We start from the raw sequence: 26,431 nt of genomic DNA, 5'->3' as shown, positions 1-26,431 counted from the left end.
AGCCCGCCGCCGCAGAACCGAACCCGCAGAAAGCAGGTGCCCGTGTCCATGGCCGACAACAGCCCGTGGTGGCGCTCCGCGGTGATCTACCAGGTCTACCCGCGCAGCTTCGCCGACGGCGACGGCGACGGGATCGGCGACGTCGCCGGCATCCGGTCCCGCCTGGATCACCTCGCCGCGCTCGGCGTCGACGCGATCTGGTTCAGCCCCTGGTACCCGTCGCCGATGGCCGACGCCGGCTACGACGTGGCCGACTACCGCGACATCGATCCGGTCTTCGGCACGCTCGCCGAGGTGGAGGCGCTGATCGCCGAGGCGCACGCGCTCGGCATCCGCAGCATCGTCGACGTGGTGCCCAACCACTGCTCCGACGCGCACCAGTGGTTCCGGGCCGCGCTCGCCGGCGGGCCGGGCGCGCCGGAGCGGGACCTGTTCTGGTTCCGTCCCGGCCGGGGACCGGGCGGTGACCTGCCGCCCACCGACTGGACCGGCGAGTTCGGCGGCCCGACCTGGACCCGCACCACCGACCCGGACGGCACCCCCGGCGACTGGTACCTGCACCTGTTCGCCCCGCAGCAACCCGACTTCAACTGGGACCACCCCCGGGTCCGCGCCGAGTTCGAGGACATCCTGCGGTTCTGGTTCGAGCGGGGCGTGGACGGCATCCGCATCGACTCGGCCGGTCTGCTCGTCAAGGACGGCACCCTGCCGGAGGTCCACCCGGACCGGCCACACCCGTTCCGCGACCAGGACGGCGTGCACGACGTGTACCGCGCGTGGCGGCGCATCGCCGACTCGTACCCGGGCGAGCGGGCCCTGGTGGGGGAGGTGTGGCTGCCCGACCGGCAGCGGTTCGCGAACTACCTGCGCCCGGACGAGCTGCACACCGCGTTCAACTTCGACTTCCTCGGCTGCGCCTGGGACGCCACCGCGCTGCGGGAGAGCATCGACGGCACGCTCGCCGCGCACGCCCCGGTCGGCGCGCCCGCCACCTGGGTGCTGTCCAACCACGACGTCACCCGCCACGTCACCCGGTACGGCCGCGCCGACACCCGGTTCAGCTTCGCCGCCAAACGCGAGGGCATCCCCACCGACCTGGAACTGGGCACCCGCCGGGCCCGCGCCGCCGCGCTGCTGTCCCTCGCGCTGCCCGGCGCCGCCTACGTCTACCAGGGTGAGGAACTGGGCCTCTGGGAGGTCGAGGACATCCCGTACGAGCTGCGGCAGGACCCGATGTGGGAGCGGTCCGGGCGGGTCGACCCGGGCCGCGACGGCTGCCGGGTGCCGCTGCCCTGGCAGGGCGACACCCCGCCGTTCGGGTTCAGCCCCGACGGCGCGGCCACCGCGCCCTGGCTGCCGCAACCGGCCGACTGGAAGGACCGCACGGTCCGCGCCCAGACCGGCGACCCGCACTCGATGCTGGAGCTGTACCGGGCCGCGCTGGCGCTGCGCCGCACCGAACCGGCGCTCGGCGACGGCACGCTGACCTGGCTGCCCGCACCGGACGGTGTGCTCGCGTTCGCCCGCGAACCCGGCTTCACCTGCCTGGTCAACCTCGGCGGCGCGGCTGTGCCGCTGCCCGCGCACGACGAGCTGCTGCTCGCCAGCGGCCCACTCGACGACGACCGGCTGCCACCGGACACCGCGGTCTGGCTGCGTACCCGATCGGCCTGACCGCGGCGCCGGCGGCCCCGTCCCGCCGCCGGCGCCGCCGAACCACCCGGCGGCCCGTCCCGGCCGCCACAGACGCCGCACACCTGGGGAGGAGGAAGGAGAGGCAACGCCGCACGGGGGGATCTGGCCACCGACGAAAGGGAGCACACCCCGCATGGCCGAGCACCGCACCGCGCACCGCCACCGCAGCACCGGCGTGGCCGCCCTCGCCGCCGTCACGCTCGCCGCCTCGACACTCGTCGTCGTGGCGCTCACCACGACCGCCACCCCGGCGTCCGCCGCCGGGCTGTCCCCGTTCGACATCACCGGACGCGGCGCCACAGTGCCGTTCCGGGAGCAGGAGGCCGAGCAGGCCGCCCACACCGGCACGAAGATCGGCCCCGACCGGCGCTACGGCACGCTGCCGTCGGAGGCGTCCGGCCGGGAGGCGGTCACGCTCGACGCGGTCGGCGAGTACGTCGAGTTCACGCTCACCGCCCCGGCCAACGCTGTCACGTTCCGGTACAGCCTGCCGGACAACGCCGCCGGCACCGGCCGCGACGCCACCATCGACCTGCGCGCCAACGGCACCCTGGTCAAGGCGGTGCCGGTCACCTCCCGGTACGGCTGGTACTACGGCGGCTACCCGTTCAACAACAACCCGGGCGACACCAACCCGCACCACTTCTACGACGAGACCCGCACCATGTTCGGCACCACGTACCCGGCCGGCACGAAGATCCGCCTCCAGGTCTCCTCGACCGCCCAGTCACCCACGTTCACCATCGACCTGGCCGACTTCGAGCTGGTCGGCGCACCGATCACCAAGCCGTCCGGCGTGCTGGACGTGGTGACCGACTTCGGCGCCGACCCGACCGGCGGCACCGACTCGACGGCGAAGTTCCAGGCCGCCGTGGACGCCGGCAGGGCGCAGGGCCGGGCGGTGTGGATCCCGGCCGGCACGTTCACGCTCTGGGACCACGTGGTGGTCGACGGCGTGACGCTGCGCGGCGCCGGCCCCTGGTACTCGGTGCTGGGCGGGCGGCACCCGACCGATCGCAAACGCGCCGCCGGCATCTACGGCAAGTACGTGCCGGGCGGCGGCTACTCGGGCGAGATCCGCCCGCACGAGGCCGGTGGGCCCAGCCGCAACGTCACGCTGCGGGACTTCGCCATCATCGGCGACATCCGGGAACGCGTCGACGAGGACCAGGTCAACGCCATCGGCGGGGCGATGAGCAACTCCGTGGTGGACAACCTGTGGTTGCAGCACACCAAGGTCGGCGCCTGGATGGACGGCCCGATGGACAACTTCACCATCCGCAACAGCCGCATCCTCGACCAGACCGCCGACGGGGTGAACTTCCACTGGGGCGTCACCAACTCCACTGTGACGAACACGTTCGTCCGCAACACCGGCGACGACGCGCTGGCCATGTGGGCGCAGAACGTGCCGAACGTCGGCAACTCCTTCACCCGCAACACCATCGGCGTGACGATCCTGGCCAACCACCTGGTCACGTACGGCGGGCGGGACATCACCATCGCGGACAACGTCACCGCCGACTCGGTCACCAACGGCGGCGGCATCCACGTGGCGAACCGCTACCCGGGCGTCACCGGGCCGACAGCAGTGGCCGGGACGATCACGGTGGCCCGCAACACGCTGATCCGCAACGGCAACTCCGACTACAACTGGCAGTTCGGCGTCGGTGCGATCTGGTTCTCCGCGCTCAACGAACCGATCCAGGGCGCCGCGATCGCCGTCACCGACACCGACATCCTGGACAGCTCGTACGCGGCGCTGCACTGGATCGAAGGCCAGACCAGCGGCATCTCGTTCGACAACGTCCGCATCGACGGCGCGGGCACGTACGCGCTCCAGGTGCAGGCGCCCAGCCAGGTCCGGTTCACGAACGTGCGCGCCACCGGCATCGCGCAGTCCAACCCGATCCACAACTGCGTCGGCAGCGGCTTCCAGATCACCCAGGGCGCCGGCAACTCCGGCTGGTACACACCCACCCCGTACTGCGGGCCGTGGCCGCAGCCGCAGTGGGGCAACGGCCCGTCCAGCCCGCCGCCGACCAGCCCGGCGCCGACCACGGCAGCGCCGACGACAGCAGCGCCGACCACCGCGCCGCCGACCACGCCGCCGCCGGCCGGCGGGAACCTGGCCCTGGGCCGGCCGGCGACAGCCACCAGCACCACCCAGACGTACGCCGCCGCCAACGCCGTCGACGGCACCGCCACCAGCTACTGGGAGAGCGCCAACAACGCGTTCCCGCAGTCGCTCACCGTCGACCTCGGCGCGTCGCGCACCGTCGACCGGGTGGTGCTGAAGCTCCCGCCCGGCTGGGAACGGCGTACCCAGACGCTGTCGGTGCTCGGCTCCACCGACGGCTCCTCGTACACCACGCTGGCCGCGTCGGCGGGGCGTGTCTTCGACCCGGCCGCCGGCAACAGCGTGTCGATCCCGCTGCCGTCCGGCGACCGGCGGTTCGTCCGGGTCACCGTCACCGGCAACACCGGCTGGCCGGCGGCCCAGCTCGCCGAACTGGAGGTGTACGGCGGCGGCATCACCACGCCGCCGCCCGCCACGACAGCGCCGCCCACCACCGCGCCACCGGCCGGCAACCTCGCGGCGGGCCGGCCGGTCACCGAGACCAGCCACGCCGACGTGTACGGCGCCGCGAACACCGTCGACGGCAACGCCGCCACCTACTGGGAGAGCGCCAACAACGCCTTCCCCCAGTCGGTGACAGTCGACCTGAGCAGCGCCCGGCCGGTCGCCCGGGTGGTGCTGAAGCTGCCCCCGTCGGCCGCCTGGCAGACCCGTACCCAAACCGTGGCGGTGCTCGGCTCCACCGACGGCCCGTCGTTCTCGACGCTCAAGGCGGCGGCGGGCTACACGTTCGACCCGGCGGGCGGCAACAGCGTGTCGATAGCGCTGCCCGCCGGTGACCGCCGCTACGTGCGGCTGACCTTTACCGGCAACACCGGCTGGCCGGCCGGCCAGCTGTCCGAGTTCGAGGTGTACGCCTCCTGACCCGGCGCGGCGGGGCCGCCCCGGTCCCGCCGCGCCACCGCACCCCCACCCCCGAACGCCTCTCCACCTCCCCCGGGAAGAAGGTGTCCGTCCACCATGTCCAGACTCCGTACCGGAATCGTCGCGGCGCTCGCCGCGGTCGGCCTGGTCGTCACCGCGGCCCCCGCCCCACCGGCCCTCGCCGCCGGCGGCCCGAACCTCGCCGCCGGGCGCACCGCCACCGCCAGCAGCGTCAACGGCCCCTACGTCGCGGCCAACCTGACCGACGGCAACCAGGGCAGCTACTGGGAGAGCAGCGGCGCGCTCCCACAGTGGGCCCAGGTCGACCTCGGCACCAGCCGCGCCGTCGACCAGGTGGTGCTGAAGCTCCCGGCCGCCTGGGAGGCCCGCAGCCAGACGCTGTCGGTGCAGGCCGGCGCCGACGGCAGCGGCTTCACCACAGTCGTCGCCTCCGCCGGCCGCACGTTCAGCCCGGCCGCCGCCAACACCGTGACGCTCGGCTTCACCGCCACGAACGCCCGCTACCTGCGGGTCGTGATCACCGCGAACACCGGCTGGACCGCCGCGCAGCTCGCCGAGCTGGAGGTGTACGGCGCGGCCACCTCCTCGACCAACCTGGCGCTCGGCCGGACCATGACCGAGAGCGGCCACGCCGACGTGTACGGCGCCGGCAACGCCAACGACGGCAACGCGGCCACCTACTGGGAGAGCCCGAACAACGCGTTCCCGCAGTGGATCCAGGCCGACCTGGGCGCTGCCACCAGCATCAACCGGCTGGTGCTGCGGCTGCCGTCCGGCTGGGGCGCGCGCACCCAGACGATCACCGTGCAGGGCAGCACGAACGGCTCCACGTTCGGCACGCTCGTCGGCTCCGCGTCGTACGCGTTCGACCCGGGCGGCGGCAACACGGTGACGGTCACCGTGCCCACCGCGTCCACCCGGTACGTGCGGCTGCTGTTCACCGCGAACAGCGCCTGGCCCGCCGGTCAGCTCGCCGAGCTGGAGGTCTACGGCCCGGCCACCGGTGACACCCAGGCGCCGAGCGCGCCCGGCAACCTCGCGGTCACCGAGCCCGCCACCGACCAGGTGCGGCTGACCTGGACCGCGTCCACCGACAACGTGGGCGTCACCGGCTACGACGTGTACGCCAACGGTGTGCTGCGCACGAGCGTCGGCGGCACCACGCTGACGTACACCGACACCCAGCCGGCCGGGACCACCGTCTCCTACTACGTGCGGGCGCGGGACGCGGCCGGGAACGTGTCGGCGAACAGCAACACGGTGACCCGTACCGGCAACACCGGGGACACCGTCGCGCCCACCGCGCCCGGCAACCTGGCCCACACCCAGCCGGCGAGCGGACAGATCCGGCTGACCTGGACCGCGTCCACGGACAACGTGGGCGTCACCGGCTACGAGGTGTACGCCAACGGCACGCTGCGCACCACAGCCAGCGGCTCCACGCTCACGTACACCGACAGCCAGCCGGACAGCGCCACCGTCTCGTACCACGTGCGGGCCCGCGACGCCGCCGGGAACGTGTCCGCGAACAGCAACACCGTCACCCGCACCGGCAGCAGCACCGGCGGCACCAACCTGGCGGTCGGCAAGCCCGCCACCGCCTCGTCGATGGTGCACGTGTTCGCCGCCGCCAACGCCGTCGACAACGACGTCACCACGTACTGGGAGGGCGCGCCCGGCGCGTACCCGAGCACGCTCACCGTCGCGCTCGGCGCCAACGCCGCCATCAGCGCGGTCGTGGTGAAGCTCAACCCGGACCCGGCGTGGGGCGCGCGTACCCAGACGTTCCAGGTGCTCGGGCGGGAGCAGTCCGCGTCCGGGTTCACCAGCCTGGTCGGCTCCGCCACGTACTCCTTCAACCCGGCCAGCGCGAACACGGTGACCGTCCCGGTCTCCGCGACCGCCGCGGACGTGCGGCTCCAGTTCACCGCGAACTCCGGCTCCTCCAACGGCCAGGTCGCCGAAATCCAGGTCATCGGCGTGCCGGCGCCGAACCCGGACCTCACCGTCACCGCCGTCACCGCCGCGCCGTCCGCGCCGGTGGAGACCGACGCGATCACGCTGTCCGCCACCGTGCGCAACGCCGGCACCGCGGCCTCCGCCGCCACCGCCGTCACCCTCTACCTGGGTACGACGAAGGTCGGCACCGCCGCCGTCGGCGCACTCGCCGCAGGCGCGTCGAGCACGGTCTCGGCCAACATCGGCGTACGCGACGCCGGCAGCTACCCGCTCACCGCGAAGGTCGACGAGTCGAACGCGGTGATCGAGCAGAACGAGGCGAACAACTCCTACACCAGCCCGACCCCGCTGACTGTCAGCCCGGTCGCCAGCTCCGACCTGGTCGCCTCCGCCGTCACCTGGTCACCCGGCACGCCGAGCGCCGGCGCGGCCGTCTCCTTCGCGGTGACGCTGCGCAACCAGGGCACGATCGCGTCGGCGAGCGGCGCGCACGGCGTCACGCTGACGGTGCGCGACCAGTCCGGCGCGGTGGTCCGCACGCTCACCGGCTCGTACAGCGGCACGATCGCGGCCGGGGCCACCGCCGGTCCGGTGTCGCTGGGTACCTGGACCGCCGTCAACGGCCGGTACACCGTGCGGGTGGTGCTCGCCGACGACGCCAACGAGCTGCCGGTCAAGCGGCAGAACAACACCAGCGACCGGTCGCTGTTCGTCGGCCGAGGCGCGAACCTGCCGTACGACGCCTACGAGGCCGAGGACGGCACGACCGGCGGCGGCGCGCAGGTGATCGGCCCGAACCGCACCATCGGCGACCTCGCCGGGGAGGCGTCCGGCCGCCGCGCGGTCACGCTCAACACCACCGGCGCGTACGTCGAGTGGACCACCCGCTCGGCGGCGAACGCGCTGGTCGCCCGCTTCTCCATCCCGGACGCGCCGGGCGGAGGCGGGATCGACTCGACGATCAACGTCTACGTCAACGGTGTGCTGCACAAGCCGATGAGCCTCACCTCCAAGCACATCTGGCTCTACGGCGCCGAAGCCGGGCCGAGCGACTCGCCGAGCGCCGGGGCGCCCCGGCACCTGTACGACGAGGCGAACGTCCTGCTCGACAGCACGGTCCCGGCGGGCAGCCGGATCCGGCTCCAGAAGGACCCGGCGAACACCACCACGTACGCGATCGACTTCGTCGACACCGAACTGGTGTCGCCGCGCGCCAACCCCGACCCGGCCCGCTACAAGGTGCCCACCGGGTTCAGCCACGCCGACGTGCAGAACGCGCTCGACGCGGTCCGGATGGACACCACCGGCACCCTGGTCGGCGTCTACCTGCCCGCCGGCACGTACGAGACGGCGCAGAAGTTCCAGGTGTACGGCAAGGCGGTGAAGGTCGTCGGCGCCGGCATGTGGTTCACCCGCTTCCAGACGCCGCGCAACCAGCAGAACACCGACGCCGGCTTCCGGGTCGAGTCCTCGGCGAGCGGCTCGACCTTCGCCCACCTGGCGTTCTTCGGCAACTACACCAACCGGATCGACGGGCCCGGCAAGGTGTGGGGCGAACTGAAGGACGTGGACGACCTGACGCTCGACAGCGTCTGGGTGGAGCACACCGTGTGCGCGTACTGGGGGGTGAGCGTGGACGGGCTGACCATCCGGGACAGCCGGTTCCGCAACACCTTCGCCGACGCGGTGAACATGACGAACGGCAGCACCGACAACCTGGTCACCAACTCGGAGGGCCGCTCCAACGGTGACGACGCGTTCGCGTTGTTCTCCGCCACCGACCAGGGCGGCTCCGGCGGCAACCACGGCAACGTGTTCGAGAACCTGACCGCCACGCTGACCTGGCGGGCGGCCGGGCTGGCCGTGTACGGCGGCTACGACAACGTGTTCCGCAACCTCTACATCGCCGACCAGCTCACGTACTCGGGCATCACGATCAGCTCGCTGGACTTCGGCTACCCGTTCGTCGGGTTCGGCGCCAGCCCGCCCACCCGGTTCGAGAACATCTCCCTGATCCGGTCCGGCGGCCACTTCTGGGGTGCGCAGACGTTCCCGGCGATGTGGTTGTTCTCCGCGTCGAAGGAGTTCCGTGGCATCCGGGTGACCGACGTGGACATCGTCGACCCGACGTACTCGGGGATCATGTTCCAGACCAAGTACAACGGCAGCCAGCCGGAGAACCCGATCACCGACACGGTGCTGACGAACGTGTCGATCTCCGGCGCGCGGCGCAGCGGTGACGCGTTCGACGCGAAGTCCGGCTTCGGCATCTGGGTCAACGAGATGCCCGAGCCAGGTCAGGGCCCCGCGGTCGGCGCGGCGACCTTCACCAACCTCCGCCTGGCCGACAACGCCCAGGACATCAAGAACACCACAACAACCTTCACCATCACCCGCAACTGACCCGACCCCGCCCACCCCGCCCCGCCCCACCCCTCCCGCCCCCGCGATCTTGCACTTCCGGCCCCCGCGATGCCGGATTACTCCCGGTATGAGGGGCACCCAACTGCAAGATCGCGGGGATGGAGCGGGATGGGTGCGGGGCCCCGGGCCGAACGGCGATCTTGGAGTTGTGGCGCCTCTGATAGCGGGGCGAAGCCGACAAGACGTGGCACCACAAGTCCAAGATCGACGGAGGTGTGAGCCCGCCGGTCAGTGGGGGAGGGCGGTGGACAGGCGGCGGATCGCCTCGTCCATCTGGTCGGGTGGGGCGGCGGCGTACGTCAGGCGCAGGTGCGGGGCGGGAGGTTCGGCCGCGTACCAGGGGCGCCCGGGGAAGACGGTGACGCCGGCCGCGGCGGCCGTCGTTGTCACCGCGACATCGTCGGTGCCGTCGGGCAGCCGTACCCACAGGTGCAGGCCGCCGCGTGGCACGTCGCGCGGCGCCAGCGACGGCAGGTGCCGGTCCAGCGCCGCGAGCAGTGCCTCCCGGCGGGCCCGCAGCTCCCGACGCAGCGTACGGCGGTGCCGGTCCCAGGCCGGCGCGGTGAGGAACTCCAGCGCCGCTTGTTGCAGCGGCCCGGCGACGAAGAGGTCGTCGAGCAGCCGGGCGGCGCGCAGCCGCGCCCCGGCCGGTCCGCGCGCGCCGAGCGCGGCGATCCGCAGGCCGGGTGCTGTGGACTTGGTGAGCGAGCGCAGGTAGACGACGTGCCCGTCCGGGTCGTCGGCGGCCAGCGGTGGCGGGGCCTCGCCGTCGATGGTGAGGTCGCGGGCGTAGTCGTCCTCGACCAGGAACGCGTCCGCGTCGCGGACCGCCTCGGCGACGTCGGCGCGCCGGGCGGCGGAGAGCGTCGCGCCGTGCGGGTTGGCGTACAGCGGCTGGCAGTAGAACAGGCGGGCGCCGGTACGGGCGAACGCGGCGGCGAGCTGGTCGGGGCGTACCCCGTCGGTGTCGGCGGGTACCGGCACCACCCGCAACCCGGCGGCGCGCGCGGCGGCGAGCGCGCCCAGGTAGGTGGGGGACTCGACCAGCACCGTGTCCCCGGGCATCGTGAGTGCCCGCAGCGTGGAGGAGAGCGCGGCCTGCCCGCCGGGGCAGATCACCATGTCCTCGGCGCGCAGGCCGCCACCCGCCTCGCGGGCGAACCAGGCGCGCAGGTCGGCGCGTCCCTCGACCGGGCCGCGCTGCCACGCGGCCGGTTGCCGGGCCGCGCGGGCGAGCGCCGCACCGAGCGCGGCAGACGGCTGGAGATCCGGGTCCAGGTAGCCGCCGGTCAGCGGAATCGCGCCGGACGGCGGTAGCGCCAGTAGCGCCTGCATCTCCTCCTCGCCGCCCCGCCGCGAGCCCAGCGCGACCGTCTGCCACGACAGGTCCGCCGGTGGCGCTCCGGTGCGCCGGGCGGCCACGTACGCGCCGCGCCCCGGCCGTGTCTCGACCAGCCCGTCCGCGACGAGCCGCCGGGTCGCCTCGGCGACGGTGACGGGGGAGACGTGATGGTGCGCGGTCAGCTCCCGCACCGACGGCAGCCGGGTGCCGGGGGCGGCATCGGTCGCCAGGGCACCCAGGTGCCGAACGACGCGGTCGATAGCGCTACCATCATTCATGAGAGCACAGAGTAGCGCTACTGCACCGATGGCGGTAACGGCGAAGCCGGGTGCCGGGATCGCACTGGGCGCGCTGGGTGTGCTCGCCTTCAGCATGTCGTTGCCGGCCACCCGCGTCGCGGTGCACGCACTCGACCCCTGGTTCGTCGCGTTCGGACGGGCGGTCGGCGCGGCGCTGCTCGCGTGGGCCTACCTGCGGCTGACCGGTGCGCCGCGCCCCACCCGGGACCAGTGGCGACGGCTGTCGATCGTCGCGCTCGGCGTCGTGGTCGGCTTCCCGCTGTTCACCTCGCTGGCGCTCACCACGCAGACATCGGCGCACGGCGCCGTGGTCGTCACCGTGCTGCCCGCGATGACCGCCGTGTTCGCGGTGCTGCGCGCCGGCGAACGGCCGCCGCCGCTGTTCTGGATCGCCGGTGCCGCCGGGCTGGCGCTGGTGCTCGCGTTCCTCGCCGCGAGCGGCTCGATGCGCGGGACGCTGTCGTTCGCCGACCTGTTCCTGCTCGCCGCCGTGGTGCTCTGCGGCCTCGGGTACGCCGAGGGCGGCCGGCTGGCCCGCGAACTCGGCGGCGCCCGGACGATCTGCTGGGCGCTGCTGCTGTCGCTCCCGGTCACCGTGCCGGTCACGGTGGTGGCCGCTCTCGTCCACCCGCCGCAGGGCGGCACCGCCGCCTGGACCGGGTTCGGCTACCTCACCGTGGTGTCGATGTTCCTCGGCTTCTTCGCCTGGTACGCCGGGCTGGCCCGGGGCGGCATCGCCAAGGTGGGCCAGATCCAGCTCGTGCAGCCGGTGCTCACGCTGGTCTGGTCGGCGGTGCTGCTCGGCGAGGCGGTCACGACCGGTGCGATGGTGGTGGCGGGTGCGGTGCTCGCCTGCGTGGTGCTCATCCAGCGCACCCGCAGCGGCGCGACGCCGGCGCGCGCCCCGGGCGGGCCGTTCTCGGCAGGCCGGCCCGCCCCGGGCGAGCCGGCCTCAGCAGGGCGCGATGGTGCCGGTCACCGTGGAGACGTACGCGTGGCTGACGAAGTGTCCTGACGCGAGGCGGTTCCACTGGCTGGTGGTCCGGTACGGTCCGCTCACCGACTGGCCGGTGACGGAGCACTCGATCGGCACGTTGGCGTACGTGGCGGCCAGGCCGACGACGGCGTTGCTCGTGCTCGGGCCGGAGCGGATGTTGAGCGGCCCGCTGCCGATCCGGCCCCGGGTGCCGGTGCCGGTCCAGAGGTAGGCGACGTCGACCCAGGCGTTGTCGGTCAGCAGCAGGCCGTCCCAGAACGTGCCGTCGGCGAGGTCGATGCCGGCCGGGCTGCCCACCACGCGCCCGAACTGGTCCCGGCCCCCGTTGTAGCCGCTCTGGTACGCCGCCTGCGCCTCGGGCCGGCCCTGCGGCAGGTCCTTCCACATCTCCCGGGTGCTGCTGGGGTTCCAGTAGTCGTCCTTGGTGTTCCACGGTCCGACGTCCCAGACCGGCGCGTACTCGCAGCGGCTGCGGGTGGTGGTGCAGACCCGCACGGTGTAGTCGCCGGTGTTCTTCGGCGCGAGGCCCCGGAACGAGGGCAGCGCGACGAAGTGGTCCCGGGAGACGATCACGTGCCCGTTGGCGGTGGTGCCGCCGACCAGGCCCTCGCGGGTGGCGTACACCCGGTAGGTGAGGCCCGGGGTGGCGGCCGTGACGGCGGCGACCGAGTCGGCGGTGAGCCGCACCCGGCGCAGGGCGGGCGCGGCGGCCGGCCGGCCGGCGGTGAGCGCGACGCGGATCTGCACCCGGGTGACCGGCTGGTCGAAGACGGCGCCGCCGGCGGCGGAGCGCCACTCGGTCCACCCGCCCGACCGCCAGCCACGCGCCGCCACCTCGACGGCGCCGTCGAGGCCGGGGCTCGCGACGATGTCGGCGCGGACCCGGTTGGCCGGTACGGCGAGCGAGTGCGGCGTGACGACGAGCGTGCCCTCGGCCGCGATGCCGTGCCGGGCCGCGGGTCGGTGGGCCGGGTCGGCGAGGCGGAGTTCCGTGCCGGTCCAGCGGACGTTGACGTCGTCGGAGTCGACGGCAGTGAGGTCGGCGCTCCACGTGTTGCCGGTGGCCGCCGGGGCCGTCAGTGGTGCGGCGGGTGCCGGCGAGACGGCCAGCACGGCGGCGACGACGCCGGCGACCGCCGCGAGCGGGCGGGTCCTGCGGGAACGGGGCATGACGCTCCTCGTGGGGGCATGAGGTAGACGAGCTTCGATGTCAGGGTGGGGTGCAGGCAATCATCGATCTCGCGTCCCGTCAAGGCGGCGCCCTCCCGGTCCCGGTGGCCGGAGCAGTGCAAAAAACCTGCAAACGCCAGCCCTTGCCTTCCTGGAAAGCGCTTTCATACGATTGCGTTACATCGATGTTTCATGTGCGGGCCGGGCCTCGCAGATGAACGACATTCGCCGGCGGCGCGCCTGATCGCGTCGCGGCTCCTCATTATTCCCATTCGGTGAATGCCGCTGCTCGGCGGCAATTCCCGCATGCTCGAAAAAGGAATGAGGCGACATGAGAAGACCAGTCGCGCTGCGACTCCACGCGGCACTGGCCACGGCGGTCGTGGGAATCGCCGTCGCCGTGGTGATGCCGTCCCCGCAGGCGTCGGCGGCGGCCGGCAGCGCCACCGGCTACGCCACCCAGAACGGCGGCACCACCGGCGGTGCGGGCGGGCAGACCGTACGCGCCACCACCGGCACCGCCATCCACGCCGCGCTGTGCGGCCGGGCCAGCAGCAGCACCCCGATCATCATCGAGGTGACCGGGACCATCAACCACGGCAACACCAGCAAGGTCTCCGGATCGAGCTGCAACACCGCGGACGGCGTGATCGAGCTGAAGCAGATCAGCAACGTCACCATCATCGGCGTGGGCAGCGGCGCCGTCTTCGACCAGCTCGGCATCCACATCCGCGACTCCCGCAACATCATCATCCGGAACGTGACGGTGCGGAACGTCAAGAAGTCCGGCTCGCCCACCTCCAACGGCGGTGACGCGATCGGCATGGAGAGCAGCGTCCGCAACGTGTGGGTCGACCACGTGACGCTGGAGGCGTCCGGCGGGGAGTCGGAGGGCTACGACGGCCTGTTCGACATGAAGGACGACACCCAGTACGTGACGCTGTCGTACAGCATCCTGCGCAACTCTGGTCGCGGCGGCCTCATCGGGTCCAGTGAGAGCGACCGCGGCAACGGCTACATCACGTTCGAGCACAACCTGTACGAGAACATCGACTCCCGTACGCCGCTGCTGCGCGGCGGCATCGCCCACATGTTCAACAACCACTACACCGGGCTGCACGAGTCGGGCATCAACTCCCGCGCCGGCGCGCGGGCCAAGGTGGACAACAACTACTTCCGCAACTCCAAGGACGTGCTCGGCACGTTCTACACCAGCGAGCGCGGCACCTGGCAGGTCAGCGGCAACATCTTCGACAACGTGACCTGGTCCTCGCCCGGAAGCGACAACTACCCGGCGGGCCCGAACGTGACGTCGACGACCACGGTCAGCGTCCCGTACTCGTACCGGCTCGACGCGGCGAGCTGCGTGCCGGACATCGTGCGGCAGACGGCGGGGCCCAACACCGGCCTGCGCGTGTCCGACGGGAACTGCTCGCCGCAGTCCCCGGCCCCGACCACGCCGGGGCCGACCACGCCCGCCCCCACCACGCCGCCACCCGGGACGACCACCCCGCCGCCGTCCGGCGGGACGAACCTGAGCCTGCTCTCCGGCGCCGGGGCCGACGGGTCCAGCAAGGCCGACGGCACCAGCTACGGCAACGTGCGCGACGGCAACCTGAGCACGTACTGGTCGCCGTCCGGGTCGACCGGCACCGTCTCGATCAAGTGGGGCTCGGCCACCACCGTGTCCCGCGTGGTCATCCGCGAGCCGTCCGGCACCTCGGGTTCGATCGGGTCGTGGCAGCTCGTCAACAACGACACCGGCGCGGTGCTGGCCTCCGGCAGCGGGGCCGGCCAGATCACCTTCGGCGCGACCTCGCTGAAGAAGATCAACTTCAAGATCAACAGCTCCAGCGGTACGCCGAGGGTCGGCGAGTTCGAGACGTACGCCAGCTAGCAGGCACGACGAGCGGGGGCGGCCGATCCGGCCGCCCCCGCCCCTGTTCGTGTCCCCGGTCAGAGGGTGAGCACGACGGTGGAGATGCTCCGTGCGCCGACGCTCACCGTCACCTGGTTGCCGTTCACGCCCACCGGCTGGCTCGCCGCGCTGGCGTTCTGCGACGTGGCCACGTACTCCGCCCGGCTGACGTTCTGCGGCGCCTGGATGATCGCGTTGTTCACCGCGCTGGTCGACCGGTTGAGGATCACCAGCGTGACCTTCCCGTCGCCGGAATAGGCCGTCACCTCCAGCGGCGACGCCTTCGAGCTCTTGGTGAGGGCGACCCGCTGGTAGCCGGGCCGCACGTACTTCGCGTACTGCGAGAACGCGTACCCGCGCTTGAGCGGCGCGCCCGCCACCGTGCCGTACGCGGACTCGCCGTCACCGATGAACGAGTAGTAGCGCTTGCCGTACCACCAGACGTACGCGCTCCAGTTCGACTCCATCGACTTGTGCACGGTGCGCATGATGTCGTCGAGCGTCTCGTTCCAGGCCGCGGCGTTGGCCGGGTTGCCCCAGATGTTGGAGCCGCCGCCGTCGGCCTCGTGCAGGTTCCACTCGGTCATCCACACCGGCTTGTTGTACTGCTGCGCCAGCGTGTACGGCTTCAGCCGGCCGGACGCCTCGGTGCCGTAGAGGTGCCCGCCGATGTAGCCGATGTTGTTGCGGGCGGCCGCGTCGTTGAGCGTCGGGTCGGTGTAGCCGTAGTTCAGGTTCACCGCCTCGGCGACCATCAGCTTGGTGTTCTGCACCTTGGCGCCCTGTTCCCGGACGAAGGTCTGGAGTTCGGTGCCGCTCCAGTCCATCGAGTCGTAGTCCGGGTGCCAGTCCGGCTCGTTCTGCACGGACGTGACGTCGATCGTCACGCCCTGGTTGCGCATGTACTGGACGTAGCTGTTGAGGTGGTTGGCGTAGTCGTCGTAGTAGTCGGTGCGCAGCTTGCCACCGTTGATCCGGCTGTTGTTCGTCTTCCAGGCCGCCGGGGCGGTCCACGGCGACGCCATGATCTTCACGTTCGACCCGTACGACTTCGCCGTGCGCAGCGCGCTGACCTGGGTGCCCCACTCGCCGGACACCGGCGAGATGCCGGTACGCACGATGGACAGGCCGAGCTGGTTGGGGCCGAGCCCGACGAGCGTCTGCGTCTCGGCCGTCGACCAGGCGCCGCCCCAGATCGACACCGCGGCGCCGAACCCGTCGATGGTCTGGTAGCGGCTGGCGGTGTCGACGGTGATGTCCGCCGCCCCGGTGGGCGGCGGGGTGCTCGGTGAGGTGGTCGGCGAAATCGTCGGCGACGTGGACGGCGAGGTGGACGGCGACGTCGGCGTCGTGCCGCCGGTGCAGGTCACCCCGTTGAGCGCGAAGCTCGTCGGTGCGGGGTTGCTGCTGGTCCAGGCCCCGTTGAAGCCGAACGACGTGGTGCCGTTGGTGGGGATGGACCCGTTGTAGTCGACGTTGCGGGCGGTGACAGCCGCTCCGCTCTGGGTCACCGTGGCGTTCCACGCCTGGGTGACGGTCTGGCCGGCGGCGTAGGACCAGGTGAGCGTCCAGCCGTTGACCGGGTCACCGAGGTTGGTGACTGTGACGTTCGCGCCGAAGCCGCCCTGCCACTGCGACGACACGGCGTAGGTGACCGCGCAGCCGGCGGCCGCCGCCCCGGCCGGCAGCGCCGCGGCCATCGCGGTCGACGCCAGCAGGACGGCCCCGGCCGACAACACCGCGGTACGGGTCGTTCTGTGCCTTCTCATCGGACCTCTCTCCTCGATCGGTCGGCTCAGCGCTGGAGGGTGAGCAGTCCGGGTCGGTAGGGCAGGAGGCCGTAGTCGCCGCCGGAGTTGGGGGAGCGGCCCTGGTAGAGCAGTTGGAGGTTGCAGGGGTCGACGGTGAAGGTCTGGTCGGCGGTGGTGCGGATCAGTTCGCCGTGGCTGATGTCGTTGGTCCAGGTGGCGCCGCTGTTGGCCTTGCCGGCGAACGGGTTGGACTCGGTGGCGGCCTGCGGCGTCCACGATCCGCCCAGGCTGGTGGCGGTGAAGGACCGGAAGTAGCGGCCCTGGGAGCCGATGGCCTCGACGATCATCAGGTAGCGGGTCTGGCCCTGCAGCTTGTAGACCTGCACGGCCTCGAACAGGTTGTTCGTGGAGTCCGACATGATCGTGGTGTAGTTCGATCCGAAGCTGCCGGGGAAGTTCCCGATCGGCATGCTGGAGCGGTAGATCTTGCCGTTGTCACCGGCGAAGAACAGGTACATGTTCTGGTCGTCGGCGATCAGCGTCTGGTCGATCGGGCCGGTTCCGGAGCCGGAGATGCTGCCGGTGAACAGCGGCTGCGCCGACGACCATCCGTTCGGGTTCGTCGGGTCGTTCGACGTGCGGTAGGAGAAGGCGGTCGGCCCCCACTGGTAGGCCAGAACCCAGATGTTGCGGGGCGCGAAGTAGAACAGGGTGGGCGCGACGGTGCCGGACGACATCGCGTTCTGCGACGCCGAGGCCATCTGCGACCAGTTGGAGAACAGCCCGAAGTTCATCGACCCCCACCTCGTGCCGGTGTCGTGCGTGGTGGCGTAGACCAGGTGCTGACCGTTGTAGGGCACCACCGTGAAGTCCTTCAACGACACCCAACCCGAGCGCGGCTGCGCCAGCACACCGGTCGAGGACCACCGGTACGACGACGGCAGGCTGCACGTGTTACCCGGCGGGGGCGTCGTGGGCGGCGCGGTGGTCGGCGGCGCCGTGGTGGGTGGCGCGGTGGTCGGAGCGCCGGTCGGGCCGCCGGTCGGCGTGGTGGTGCCGCCGGTGCAGGTCACCCCGTTGAGCGCGAAGCTGGTCGGCACCGGGTTGCTGCCGGTCCAGGAGCCGTTGAATCCGAACGACGTGCTGCCGTTCGTCGGGATCGACCCGTTGTAGTCGACGTTGCGCGCGGTCACCGCGGACCCGCTCTGGGTCAGGCTCGTGTTCCACGACTGGGTCACCGTCTGCCCGGCGCCGAAGGACCACGTCAGCGTCCAGCTCGACACCGGGTCGCCGAGGTTCGTGATGGTGACGTTGGCGCCGAAGCCGCCCTGCCACTGCGACGGGATCGCGTAGTTCACCGAGCAGCCGGCGGCGGCCGCGCCGGCGGGCAGCGCCACGGCGACGGTCGCCGACGCGAGCAGCGCGGCACCTGCGGACGCCAATATGGCATTGACTGATCTGGATCTGGGCATGAACTGACCTCCTGCGGGGGCGGCGGCTCTGGCATTGGCGGTGGCGATTGTGTTGTGAGCGTTAACAGCCGCGTCAGGGATGTTACGGGAGCGCTCCCACGCACTCAACAACCCATTTCCGCACCCACCGAATCAGAGCCCACCCCGGCGCCCATCCCGCACCCACCCCGCACCCACCCCGCGCCCGCACTCCCCGCCGCGCGCCCGTGCGCGCCGATCATGAAGTTGGCCGCAGCCAATGCGGACAAATCCGCGGTCCAACTTCATGATCGGCCGGGCCGAGCCGAGCCGAGCCGGGCCGGGCCGGGCAGGGCCGGGCAGGGCCGGGCAGGGCAGGGCGGGGCCGGGCGGACCGAGCCGGGCGGGCGCGGCGGGGTGGGGGAGGGGGGAGGTGGGTCAGGCGGGGGTGCAGGGGGTGTTCTCGGCGGCGCAGGCGGCGGGGGCGTCGTGCTGGGGGTCCGGGTCGCGGACGTCGAACCGGATGGTGGCGGACTGGCCGCCCGGCAACGCCCCACCGGTGAACGTGACCACGGTGCCGTTCTGGGTGGCCTCGGCGCCACTCACACTGCCCACAGTGGCGCCGTCGTGCAGCGTCACGGTGACCGTCCAGCCCGGACGCGGCGCCGGGCCGGGATTGCGCAGCACCACCTCGCCCCGGTAGCCGAAGACCCGGTCGTTCACCGTCTCGTACGTCGCGGTCAGCGGTGCCGCGACCACAGTCGAGGGCGTCGCGCTCGGCGTACGGCTGGGGGTGGGCGACGGCGTCGGCGAGGGTGACGCGCTGCGGCGGCTGGCGCTGGGCGTGGGCCGCGCGGTCGTGGGGCGCGCGGAGGGCGTGGCGCTGGACGGCATGACCAGCGATGTCGTGGGCGCCGGCGCGGCCGGCGCGGGCGGGTCGTCGCCGGTGGCCCACACCGTCGCCCCGGCCGCCGCGGCGACCAGCGTGACCGCGCCCGCCGCCAGCAGCGCCCGGCGCCGCCCGGGCCGGCGGGGCTCGTCGCCGAGCAGCCGGACCACAGGTAGTTCGGCGGTCAGCCCGCCCTCGGCGCGGCGCAGGTCGACGTTCTGGAACGCCAGCCAGTCGAGAATGGCCGGCAGCCGTCCGGTCACCGCCTGCTCGTGCTGCTCGGCACGGGCGTCGGCGTCCCAGTCGCCCTCCTCGAGGACCTCGCGGACGGACAGCCGGGTGCCGTGCGCGGTGGGGGTGAGGTCGCAGGCGAGTCGGGTGGCCCGGCCGGCCTCCCGGCAGCGGACCACCAGCCGGTCCGGTGCGCGCAGCTCGACGGTCTCCACCTCGGTGTCGCCGTCGTAGCCGGGCAGCGCGGCGGTGGCCAGGATCCACCGCTCGGACCCGGGCGCGCTGTCGGCGAACCACTTGGCCAGCAGCGCGCGTTCCGTGAGCGCCCGCCAGACCCGGGCGGGCGGGTGGAACAGGTCGACCTCGGTGACGATCTCGATCACGCGGAGACTCTAGGGCCTGTGTCAAGGCCGGTGTGGGGCGCTGTCGCCGTCGTCGCGCCAGCGGGCGCGCCAGGCGGCTTCGCTCTCCTCGGCGCTGGCCTTCTCCTCGTGCATCAGCCGGCGCAGCGCGGCCCGGCCGTCGGCGAAGATCACCAGCTCGGCCGCGACGAGGGCCACGCAGATCGCGGTGAGCAGGCCCAGCGCGCCGAGCGCCGGGAGGTGCCGGCCGACCGGCAGTGCCGCGGCGAGCAGGACGAGGGTGCCGAGGCGGGTCCAGGACAGTGTCCGCAGCGCGCGCCACTGGAACGCCGTGTTGGCGGCGAGGTAGAGGAGCACGCCACCGAACAGCAGCGGCACGGCCGGACCGTGGCCGCGCTCCATCGCACCGCCCGCCGGGTCGGTGACGATCCGGACCAGTTCCTCGGCGCCGATCGCGAACAGGATCACCCCGGCGATCATGGGCAGGTAGAGGTAGGCGTACGCGTCGCGGGCCAGGGTCACCCGGGCGTGCCCCTGCGCGGCGTGCAGCGCGATCCGGGCGGCCGGGCCGATCATGTCGAAGTGCGCCCACCAGAGCGCCGCGGTGAACAGGATGCCGAAGATCGCCGCCGGGATCGCCGGCCAGGTCACGGGCTGGCCGAGCAGGTTGCCGCCGACGCCGACGGAGATGACCGACTCGCCGAGCGCGATGATCAGGATCAGGTCGTACCGTTCGGTCCAGTGCTCGGCCGAGGTGATCTTCCAGCCGTCGGTGCCGGCCAGCAGACCGCTGCTGTACTGGATGGCCACCACGGCGATCCACAGCCCGTCGCGCAGCCACGGACCGACCTCCGGGGGTACGCGCGGGGGCAGCAGCGCCGCCACCAGCAGCAGGGTGGCGGTGACCAGCGCCTCGGGCAGGAACAGCCGCAGCTTGCGCCGGGCCGGCGGGTCGTCACGCGTGGCGTACCAGTACAGGGCGGTGTGCACGAACCGGATCACCACGTAGCTGATCGTGACCAGGATCGGTCCGGCGCTGCCCTTGTCCAGGTCGCCGAACGTCTGCGGCAGCGCGAGCGCGAAGGTGAACAGCGCGATCATGCCGACCACCATGAGGATCGGCACGAAGCCCTCGCCGAGGCGCAGCCGGGCGGCGACGGCGCTGTGAACCACCCAGCACCACCACAGCACGGCGAGCACCAGCAGCGCGTGCAGCAGCTCCCTCGGGGTCACGTTCGCGGCGGTGGCGCGCGTGATGATGAAGAAGGACACCACGAAGACGAGGTCGAAGAAGATCTCGAACCGGTCGACCCGGGTGGCGGGGGCGACGCCGGTCGCCGGCCCGAGCCCCTTGCGCCACCGGTCGCCACCCACCGGGCGAGTGTGTCAGCCCAGGTCAGGCGGGGTGCCGCTTTCGCCGGCCATTCCACCGCCCCGACCGGGAGCGGGCGGCCGGGGAGCGCTCAGCCCGCGGTCGGGGCGGCCAGGGCGAGCACGTCGCGCAGCACGTCGCGCAACGGCCGCCCCGGGTGTTCCAGCCACTCGTGCGCGGCGATCCGCAGCGAGGCGAGGAACGTCGCGGCGACGATCCGGGCCCGCAGCGGCGCGTCGGATCCGGTCAGCCGGCGGGTCAGTTCGGCGGCCATCTCCCGCTCGAGGGCCGCGTACGCGGCGACCTGGTGGGCGGCCAGGCTGGGGTGGCCGTGCAGCTCGCGGCGCCGGTTGAGCCAGGGCTCGGCCGGGTCGTCGAAGCCGTCCTCGGCCTGGGCCAGGGCGGCCCGGGTCAGCGCCGCCCACGGCGACAGTTCGGCCGGCTGGTCCGCGACCAGCGTGAGGAGCCGGCGCAGCCGCAGCGTGTCGCCGTGGAAGAGGGCCTCCTCCTTGCCGCCGAAGTAGTTGGAGAACGTCCGCCGGGAGACGTTCGCGGCGTCGGCGATCGCCTCGACGGTGATCCGGTCGGGGCCGTGCGCGACGGCGAGGGACAGCGCCGCCTCGTGCAGCGCCAGGCGGGTGGCCGCCTTCTTCCGCTCGCGCAGCCCGGTGCACTCCTCCATGCGTCCAGCGTAGGTGACCCATTTCTCAATGGGCAAACTTGCCTACAGGGCAAGGTTTAGTGTTGATTGCTTGAGGCAACGAAGCGGCCACCCCGTATCGACACACCTGGAGGACGCGCGCATGAGCGCACCCACCGCGACGGCTGAGGCCGCCCCCATGAGCAAGCGGAAGACGCTGGAGGCGCTCAGCGGTCTGCTGCTGGTGCTCTTCGTGGCCATGCTGAGCAGCACCGTGGTCTCGACCGCCCTGCCGAAGATCATCGGAGCGCTCAACGGCTCGCAGACGCAGTACACCTGGGTGGTCACCGCCACCCTGCTCACCGCCACGGCGACCACCCCGATCTGGGGCAAGCTCGCCGACCTGTTCAACAAGAAGCTGCTGATCCAGATCGCCATCGTGGTATTCCTGGTCGGCTCGGTCGCGGCCGGCTTCGCGCAGAGCGCCGGGCAGCTCATCGCCGCCCGCGCCTTCCAGGGCATCGGCGTCGGTGGCCTCCAGGCGCTGGTCCAGGTCGCCATCGCGGCCATGATCCCGCCGCGTGAGCGGGGCCGCTACAACGGCTACCTGGGCGGCGTCATGGCGCTGGCCACCGTCGGCGGCCCGCTGCTGGGCGGCCTGATCGTGGACACCTCCTGGCTCGGCTGGCGCTGGTGCTTCTTCGTCGGCGTACCGGTCGCGGCCGTCGCGCTGTTCCTGCTCCAGATCACCCTGAACCTGCCCACCGCGCGCCGGGCCAACGTCAAGATCGACTACCTGGGCGCCGCACTCATCGCCGCCGGCGTCAGCGTGCTGCTGATCTGGATCTCGTTCGTCGACGACTCGTTCGCCTGGGCCTCCTGGCAGACCGGCGCCATGGTCGGCGGCTCGGTGCTGCTGCTCGCGCTCGCCGTCGCGGTGGAGGCACGGGCCGCCGAGCCGGTGGTGCCGCTGCACATCGTCCGCGAGCGCACCACCGCCCTGGCGATCCTGGGCAGCCTCGCGGTCGGCATGGCGATGTTCGGCGGCGCGGTCTTCCTCGGCCAGTACTTCCAGATCGGCCGCGGCTACAGCCCGACCGAGGCCGGCCTGCTCACCATCCCGATGATGGCCGGCGTGCTGATCTCCTCGATCGTGGCCGGCCGGATGATCACCGCCACCGGGAAGGTCAAGCCGTACATCGTGTTCGGCGCGGTCGTGCTGGTCGTCGGGTTCGCCATGCTCGGCACCATCGACCACGAGACCTCGCTGGTCTTCGTCGGCCTCGCGATGTTCATCGTCGGCGTCGGCGTCGGCATGACCATGCAGAACCTGGTGCTCGCCGTGCAGAACACGGTCGCGCTCAAGGACATCGGCGCGGCCAGCGCCAGCGTCGCGTTCTTCCGTTCGCTCGGCGGCACCATCGGTGTGTCGGTGCTCGGCGCGGTGCTCGCCCGCCGGGTCAGCGACCGGATCACACACGACCTCGCCGCGGCCGGCATCCCCGCCTCCGGCGGGGGCGGCGGCAGCACGCTCAACCTCGACGCGCTGCCCGAGCCGGTCCGGCAGATCGTGCGGGCCGCGTACGGGGACGCAACGGGGCACATCTTCCTGATCTCGGCCGCCATCGCGGTGGTGGGTATCGTGGCGGCGCTGCTGCTGCGCCCGGTCACCCTGCGTTCCAGCCTCGATCTGCCGGACACCGGCCGATCGGTGGCGGTGGGAGCGGACGCCGTCGACGGCGCGCCCGCCTTCGACGAGGTGAGCGTGGACTCGGCCGGCCGGGAGGAACACGCCCGCCGCTGAGCCCGTACCCCCAGGGCCGTCGCCGACCCCGGCGGCGGCCCTGGCCCATGCGGGGACGAACCGAAGGAGGAGCCGTGGACGTCACGCGGACCGCGCCCGCCCGCCTCGCCGCATGGCAGCGGGCCGCGCGGGAGCTGGCGCTGGTCGCCGTGCTCTTCCTGGCCTACAAGGCGGGCCGTCAGGTGGTGGCCGACCACGCCGGCGTGGCCCTGGCCAACGGTGAGTGGGTCTGGCGGCTGGAGCGGCTGCTGCGCCTGCCCGACGAGATGCTCGTGCAGGGGCCGCTGCTGTCGCACGAGCTGCTGGTACGCGTCGCCAACTCCTACTACGCCTACATGCACTTCCCGGCCACCGTGCTCTGCCTGGTCTGGCTCTGGCTGCGCCGCCCGGCCCACTACCTGCGCCTGCGGCGCGCCCTGGCGTCGCTCACGGCGGTGGCGCTGGTGCTGCACGTCTGCGTTCCGCTCGCGCCGCCGCGGCTGACCGCGCTCACCGGACTGGTCGACACCGGCACCCGCTACGGCCCGAGCGTCTACGGTCCCCCCGACACCGACCAGCTCAGCAACCAGTACGCGGCCATGCCGTCGCTGCACGTGGGCTGGGCGCTGGCGATCGCGTTGGCGCTGATGGCGGTCACCACCGGACGCCTCCGCTGGCTCTGGCTGCTCCACCCCCTGGCGACCGCGCTCGTGGTGGTGGTCACCGGCAACCACTACTGGCTCGACGGCGCCGTCGCGGTGGCGCTGCTCGTGGCGATCCTGGCCGTCCTGCCGCCGCCCGCGCCGGAACCGCCCACGCTCCCGTCCGGACCGGTGCGCCCGCACGTGGTGCCGGCGCCCCGGCGGTCGGGCCGCCGCCGGAACCCGAAGGTCCCGGCGACGGCCGACGTGCGGCTGCGGCCACCCGGCCGCGGCTGAGGGCTCCTCAGCGCACCGTGCAGACCGTGCCGTTGAGGCGGAACGCCCCCGGCGGCACGTTCGGCCCGCTGTACGCGCCGACGAAGCCGACTGTCGTGCTGCCGCCGTCGGCGGCGAGCCGCCGGTTGTCGGCGGTGGGCGTCACCCGGACGGTGCGGCCCTGCTGGTCCCAGGTGGCGCTCCACCCGCTGCTCACCTGCTGCCAGGCGGTCGGCCAGGTCCAGGTGAGCGTCCAGCCGTCCACGGCCTTCGCGCCCGTGTTGACGACCTCGACGTTCGCCACGTACCCGTTGCCCCAGTCGTTGTCGTCGTCGAACCGTACCGCGCAGGAGCTCTCGGCGGGGCTGCCGGTGGCGAACGTCAGCGGCGGCGACGACCAGGAGACCCGCCCGGCGGTGTCCCGGGCCAGCACGTTGACCGTGTAGCGGGCGCCCGGTTCGAGGTTGCCCACCGTCAGCGACGTGCCGGCGGTCTCACCGAGCTGCTCGCTCACCGCGCCGTACTGCCGGTGCACCTCGTACTTGGCGATCGGGGACGCGCCCGGCGTGGCCGCCGGCCAGGAGATGGTCGCCGCGCGGTCGGTCACCGCGCCCGCCGTCGGCCGGCCCGGGGCGCCGGGCCTCCCGGCCGAGCTGCCGGCCGGTCGCAGCACGAGCGTGGTCAGCGAGTACGGCGGCAGCGTGCGGGTGCTCGCGTCGCCCGAGCGGCCGGTGCTGATCCCGGTCGCGCCGTTGGTGAGCGTGTGCACCGTCGGCGCCTCGTCGGCCGGGGTGAACCCGGCGTAGTCGAGCGCCACCGGGTGGGCGTTGTCCGGGTCCTTGTTGAGCAGCAGGACCGCGACGCTGCCGTCCGGCCGGCGTACCGCGTGCGCGGCGACCAGCGGCTCGTCCGTCCCGGCCCGGACCAGTTGGTCCCCGGGCCGGACGAACAGGTTCATCATGGACAGCGCGTGGTACGGCGCGAACGGGGTGTTGAACGCCGGCTGGCACACCTCGCCGTCGCTGGTGCAGTTGCCGCTGGACAGCAGCCCGAAGTCGCCGTAGTCGGTCTGCCCGGCCACCTCGGAGACGGTGCCGATGCCGTTGTGCACGTTCCACCACTGCACGGTGAACACACCCTGCTCCAGCAGCCCGCTGTAGGCGTCGGCGAGGAACAGCGCGCCCGGCGCGGTGGTACGGCCCGCGTCCACGTTCAGCTCGGTGAAGCTGATCCCGATCCGGTCCGCGCCGGGGCCGGCGTACCGGGCGATCTGCTGGCGCAGCAGCCAGGCCGCGTCGGGCAGGTGGTTGGTCCGGGCCAGCGAGTCGGCGGCGTTGCCGCCCGGGTACCAGTGCACGTCCACGAAGTCGATCTTCGGACCGGCGATGGAGAGGACCGTCTGGTTCCACGGGCCCGGGTCGGAGCCGGCGGTGATGCCGTCCGGCCAGTTGCCGGGCATGGTGAGCACCGCGCCGACCTTGATGCTCGGGTCCACCGCCTTCATCGCGTCGGCGTACTCGACCACCAGCCGGGCGTACTGGGAGGCGCTCTTGTCCGGGTGGTCGTCGGCCTCCCAGGCGGAGCCGTAGTGGCCGTTGCCGTAGTTCTCGTTGCCGACCGTCCACCACTTGGCGCCGTAGCCCTTGGTGACGTTGGCGTAGCGGACCCATGCCGCCGCCTCGGCGGGCGTGCCGGTGCCGTAGTTCGCGATGATCATCGGCTCGGCGCCGACGCGGCGGGCGCCGGCCATGAACGTGTCGAAGTCGGTGTTCGGCGCGACGTAGCCGCCGGGCGCGGTGTGCGTTTCCCAGTGGTAGATGTCGGCGTACGAGCCGCCGGGGTAGCGCAGCATCTTCACGCCCGCGGCCTTGAGCAGGTCGGACGTCTCGGCGCTGCCGAGCTGCGCGTCCCAGATGGCGTGGTTGACGCCGAGCGCGGTGGCCGGGACGGTGGCCAGCCCGGCGCGGGTGTTCACGGTGACGGTGACCGGGTCGGTGGGTTCGGCGGCGGCCGGTCCGCCGGCGGTGCCGAGCGCGGTGGCGAGCAGCAGCAGGCCGGCCGCGAACGCGGTGGGTCTTCTCATCCGGGGATGTCCTTCGGGGGAGTGGGACGACGGGGAGATGCCCGGTTCTGCGTCGTCCTCCCGGAGCGCGACGGCGGCGGGATGCCCACGAACGACGATCGGCTCCGCGCGGCGAGCCATCGATCAGGATCATACGCCCGGCAC

At 72.5% G+C, this 26,431-nt stretch carries 15 protein-coding genes; 7 read left to right on the top strand and 8 right to left on the bottom strand.

Going from position 1 to position 26,431, the window contains the following annotated elements; translation table 11 throughout:
* Positions 1-48 precede the first annotated feature (48 nt).
* The 3 genes from O7604_RS24825 (at position 49) to O7604_RS24815 (ending at position 9,082) form a co-directional block, all read left to right on the top strand.
* Complete coding sequence (locus O7604_RS24825) at positions 49-1,674, top strand: glycoside hydrolase family 13 protein (RefSeq protein ID WP_269707091.1); 1,626 nt, start codon at positions 49-51, stop codon at positions 1,672-1,674.
* A 154-nt stretch (positions 1,675-1,828) separates the two neighbouring features.
* Complete coding sequence (locus O7604_RS24820; RefSeq protein ID WP_281577977.1) at positions 1,829-4,699, top strand: discoidin domain-containing protein; 2,871 nt, start codon at positions 1,829-1,831, stop codon at positions 4,697-4,699.
* 96 nt (positions 4,700-4,795) lie between these two features.
* A complete protein-coding gene (locus O7604_RS24815) occupies positions 4,796-9,082 on the top strand; it encodes a discoidin domain-containing protein (protein ID WP_281577976.1) in 4,287 nt (1,428 codons plus the stop codon).
* Positions 9,083-9,331: 249 nt separating this feature from the next.
* On the opposite strand, the gene O7604_RS24810 is transcribed toward O7604_RS24815, so the two are convergent.
* Positions 9,332-10,723: a PLP-dependent aminotransferase family protein gene (locus O7604_RS24810; protein ID WP_281577975.1), complete on the bottom strand. Its 1,392-nt coding sequence runs from the start codon at positions 10,721-10,723 to the stop codon at positions 9,332-9,334.
* Positions 10,724-10,751: 28 nt separating this feature from the next.
* Between O7604_RS24810 and O7604_RS24805 the strand changes: the two genes are divergently transcribed.
* Entirely contained in the window at positions 10,752-11,759 is a 1,008-nt protein-coding gene (locus O7604_RS24805; RefSeq protein WP_281577974.1) for a DMT family transporter, read from the top strand.
* Here O7604_RS24805 and O7604_RS24800 read toward each other — a convergent pair.
* Positions 11,697-12,911 carry a hypothetical protein gene (locus O7604_RS24800; protein WP_281577973.1) on the bottom strand — a complete coding sequence of 405 codons (1,215 nt, stop codon included), beginning with the start codon at positions 12,909-12,911 and terminating at the stop codon, positions 11,697-11,699. The genes O7604_RS24805 and O7604_RS24800 overlap by 63 nt on opposite strands.
* Positions 12,912-13,242: 331 nt before the next feature.
* Here O7604_RS24800 and O7604_RS24795 point away from each other — a divergent pair, with 331 nt between their 5' ends.
* Complete coding sequence (locus O7604_RS24795; RefSeq protein ID WP_281577972.1) at positions 13,243-14,808, top strand: pectate lyase; 1,566 nt, start codon at positions 13,243-13,245, stop codon at positions 14,806-14,808.
* A gap of 59 nt (positions 14,809-14,867) precedes the next feature.
* On the opposite strand, the gene O7604_RS24790 is transcribed toward O7604_RS24795, so the two are convergent.
* From O7604_RS24790 to O7604_RS24770, 5 genes are all read right to left on the bottom strand, one after another.
* On the bottom strand, positions 14,868-16,598 hold the full coding sequence (locus O7604_RS24790) for a cellulose binding domain-containing protein (RefSeq protein ID WP_281577971.1): 1,731 nt from the start codon (positions 16,596-16,598) through the stop codon (positions 14,868-14,870).
* Positions 16,599-16,624: 26 nt separating this feature from the next.
* Positions 16,625-18,052, bottom strand: coding sequence for a non-reducing end alpha-L-arabinofuranosidase family hydrolase (locus O7604_RS24785; RefSeq protein WP_281577970.1), 1,428 nt, complete (start codon positions 18,050-18,052; stop codon positions 16,625-16,627).
* Between the two features lie 396 nt (positions 18,053-18,448).
* Positions 18,449-19,513 carry an SRPBCC domain-containing protein gene (locus O7604_RS24780; RefSeq protein WP_281577969.1) on the bottom strand — a complete coding sequence of 355 codons (1,065 nt, stop codon included), beginning with the start codon at positions 19,511-19,513 and terminating at the stop codon, positions 18,449-18,451.
* Positions 19,514-19,534: 21 nt separating this feature from the next.
* A complete protein-coding gene (locus tag O7604_RS24775; RefSeq protein WP_281577968.1) occupies positions 19,535-20,866 on the bottom strand; it encodes a low temperature requirement protein A in 1,332 nt (443 codons plus the stop codon).
* An 89-nt stretch (positions 20,867-20,955) separates the two neighbouring features.
* The gene (locus tag O7604_RS24770; protein ID WP_281577967.1) at positions 20,956-21,546 is read right to left on the bottom strand and encodes a TetR/AcrR family transcriptional regulator; all 591 of its coding nucleotides are present in this window, start codon (positions 21,544-21,546) and stop codon (positions 20,956-20,958) included.
* Between the two features lie 121 nt (positions 21,547-21,667).
* Between O7604_RS24770 and O7604_RS24765 the strand changes: the two genes are divergently transcribed.
* Together O7604_RS24765 and O7604_RS24760 are read left to right on the top strand one after the other, a co-directional pair.
* Positions 21,668-23,308 carry an MDR family MFS transporter gene (locus O7604_RS24765; RefSeq protein ID WP_281577966.1) on the top strand — a complete coding sequence of 547 codons (1,641 nt, stop codon included), beginning with the start codon at positions 21,668-21,670 and terminating at the stop codon, positions 23,306-23,308.
* A 74-nt stretch (positions 23,309-23,382) separates the two neighbouring features.
* Positions 23,383-24,225, top strand: a complete 843-nt coding sequence (locus tag O7604_RS24760; protein ID WP_281577965.1) for a phosphatase PAP2 family protein — start codon at positions 23,383-23,385, stop codon at positions 24,223-24,225.
* A gap of 7 nt (positions 24,226-24,232) precedes the next feature.
* Here the strand turns inward: O7604_RS24760 and O7604_RS24755 are convergent, their stop codons facing one another.
* The gene (locus O7604_RS24755) at positions 24,233-26,287 is read right to left on the bottom strand and encodes a cellulose binding domain-containing protein (RefSeq protein WP_281577964.1); all 2,055 of its coding nucleotides are present in this window, start codon (positions 26,285-26,287) and stop codon (positions 24,233-24,235) included.
* Positions 26,288-26,431: the final 144 nt, after the last annotated feature.

Origin of the sequence: Micromonospora sp. WMMA1947, from assembly GCF_027497355.1 — a bacterium.
Taxonomy (GTDB): domain Bacteria; phylum Actinomycetota; class Actinomycetes; order Mycobacteriales; family Micromonosporaceae; genus Micromonospora.
This window is presented reverse-complemented; position numbering and strand designations above follow the sequence as displayed.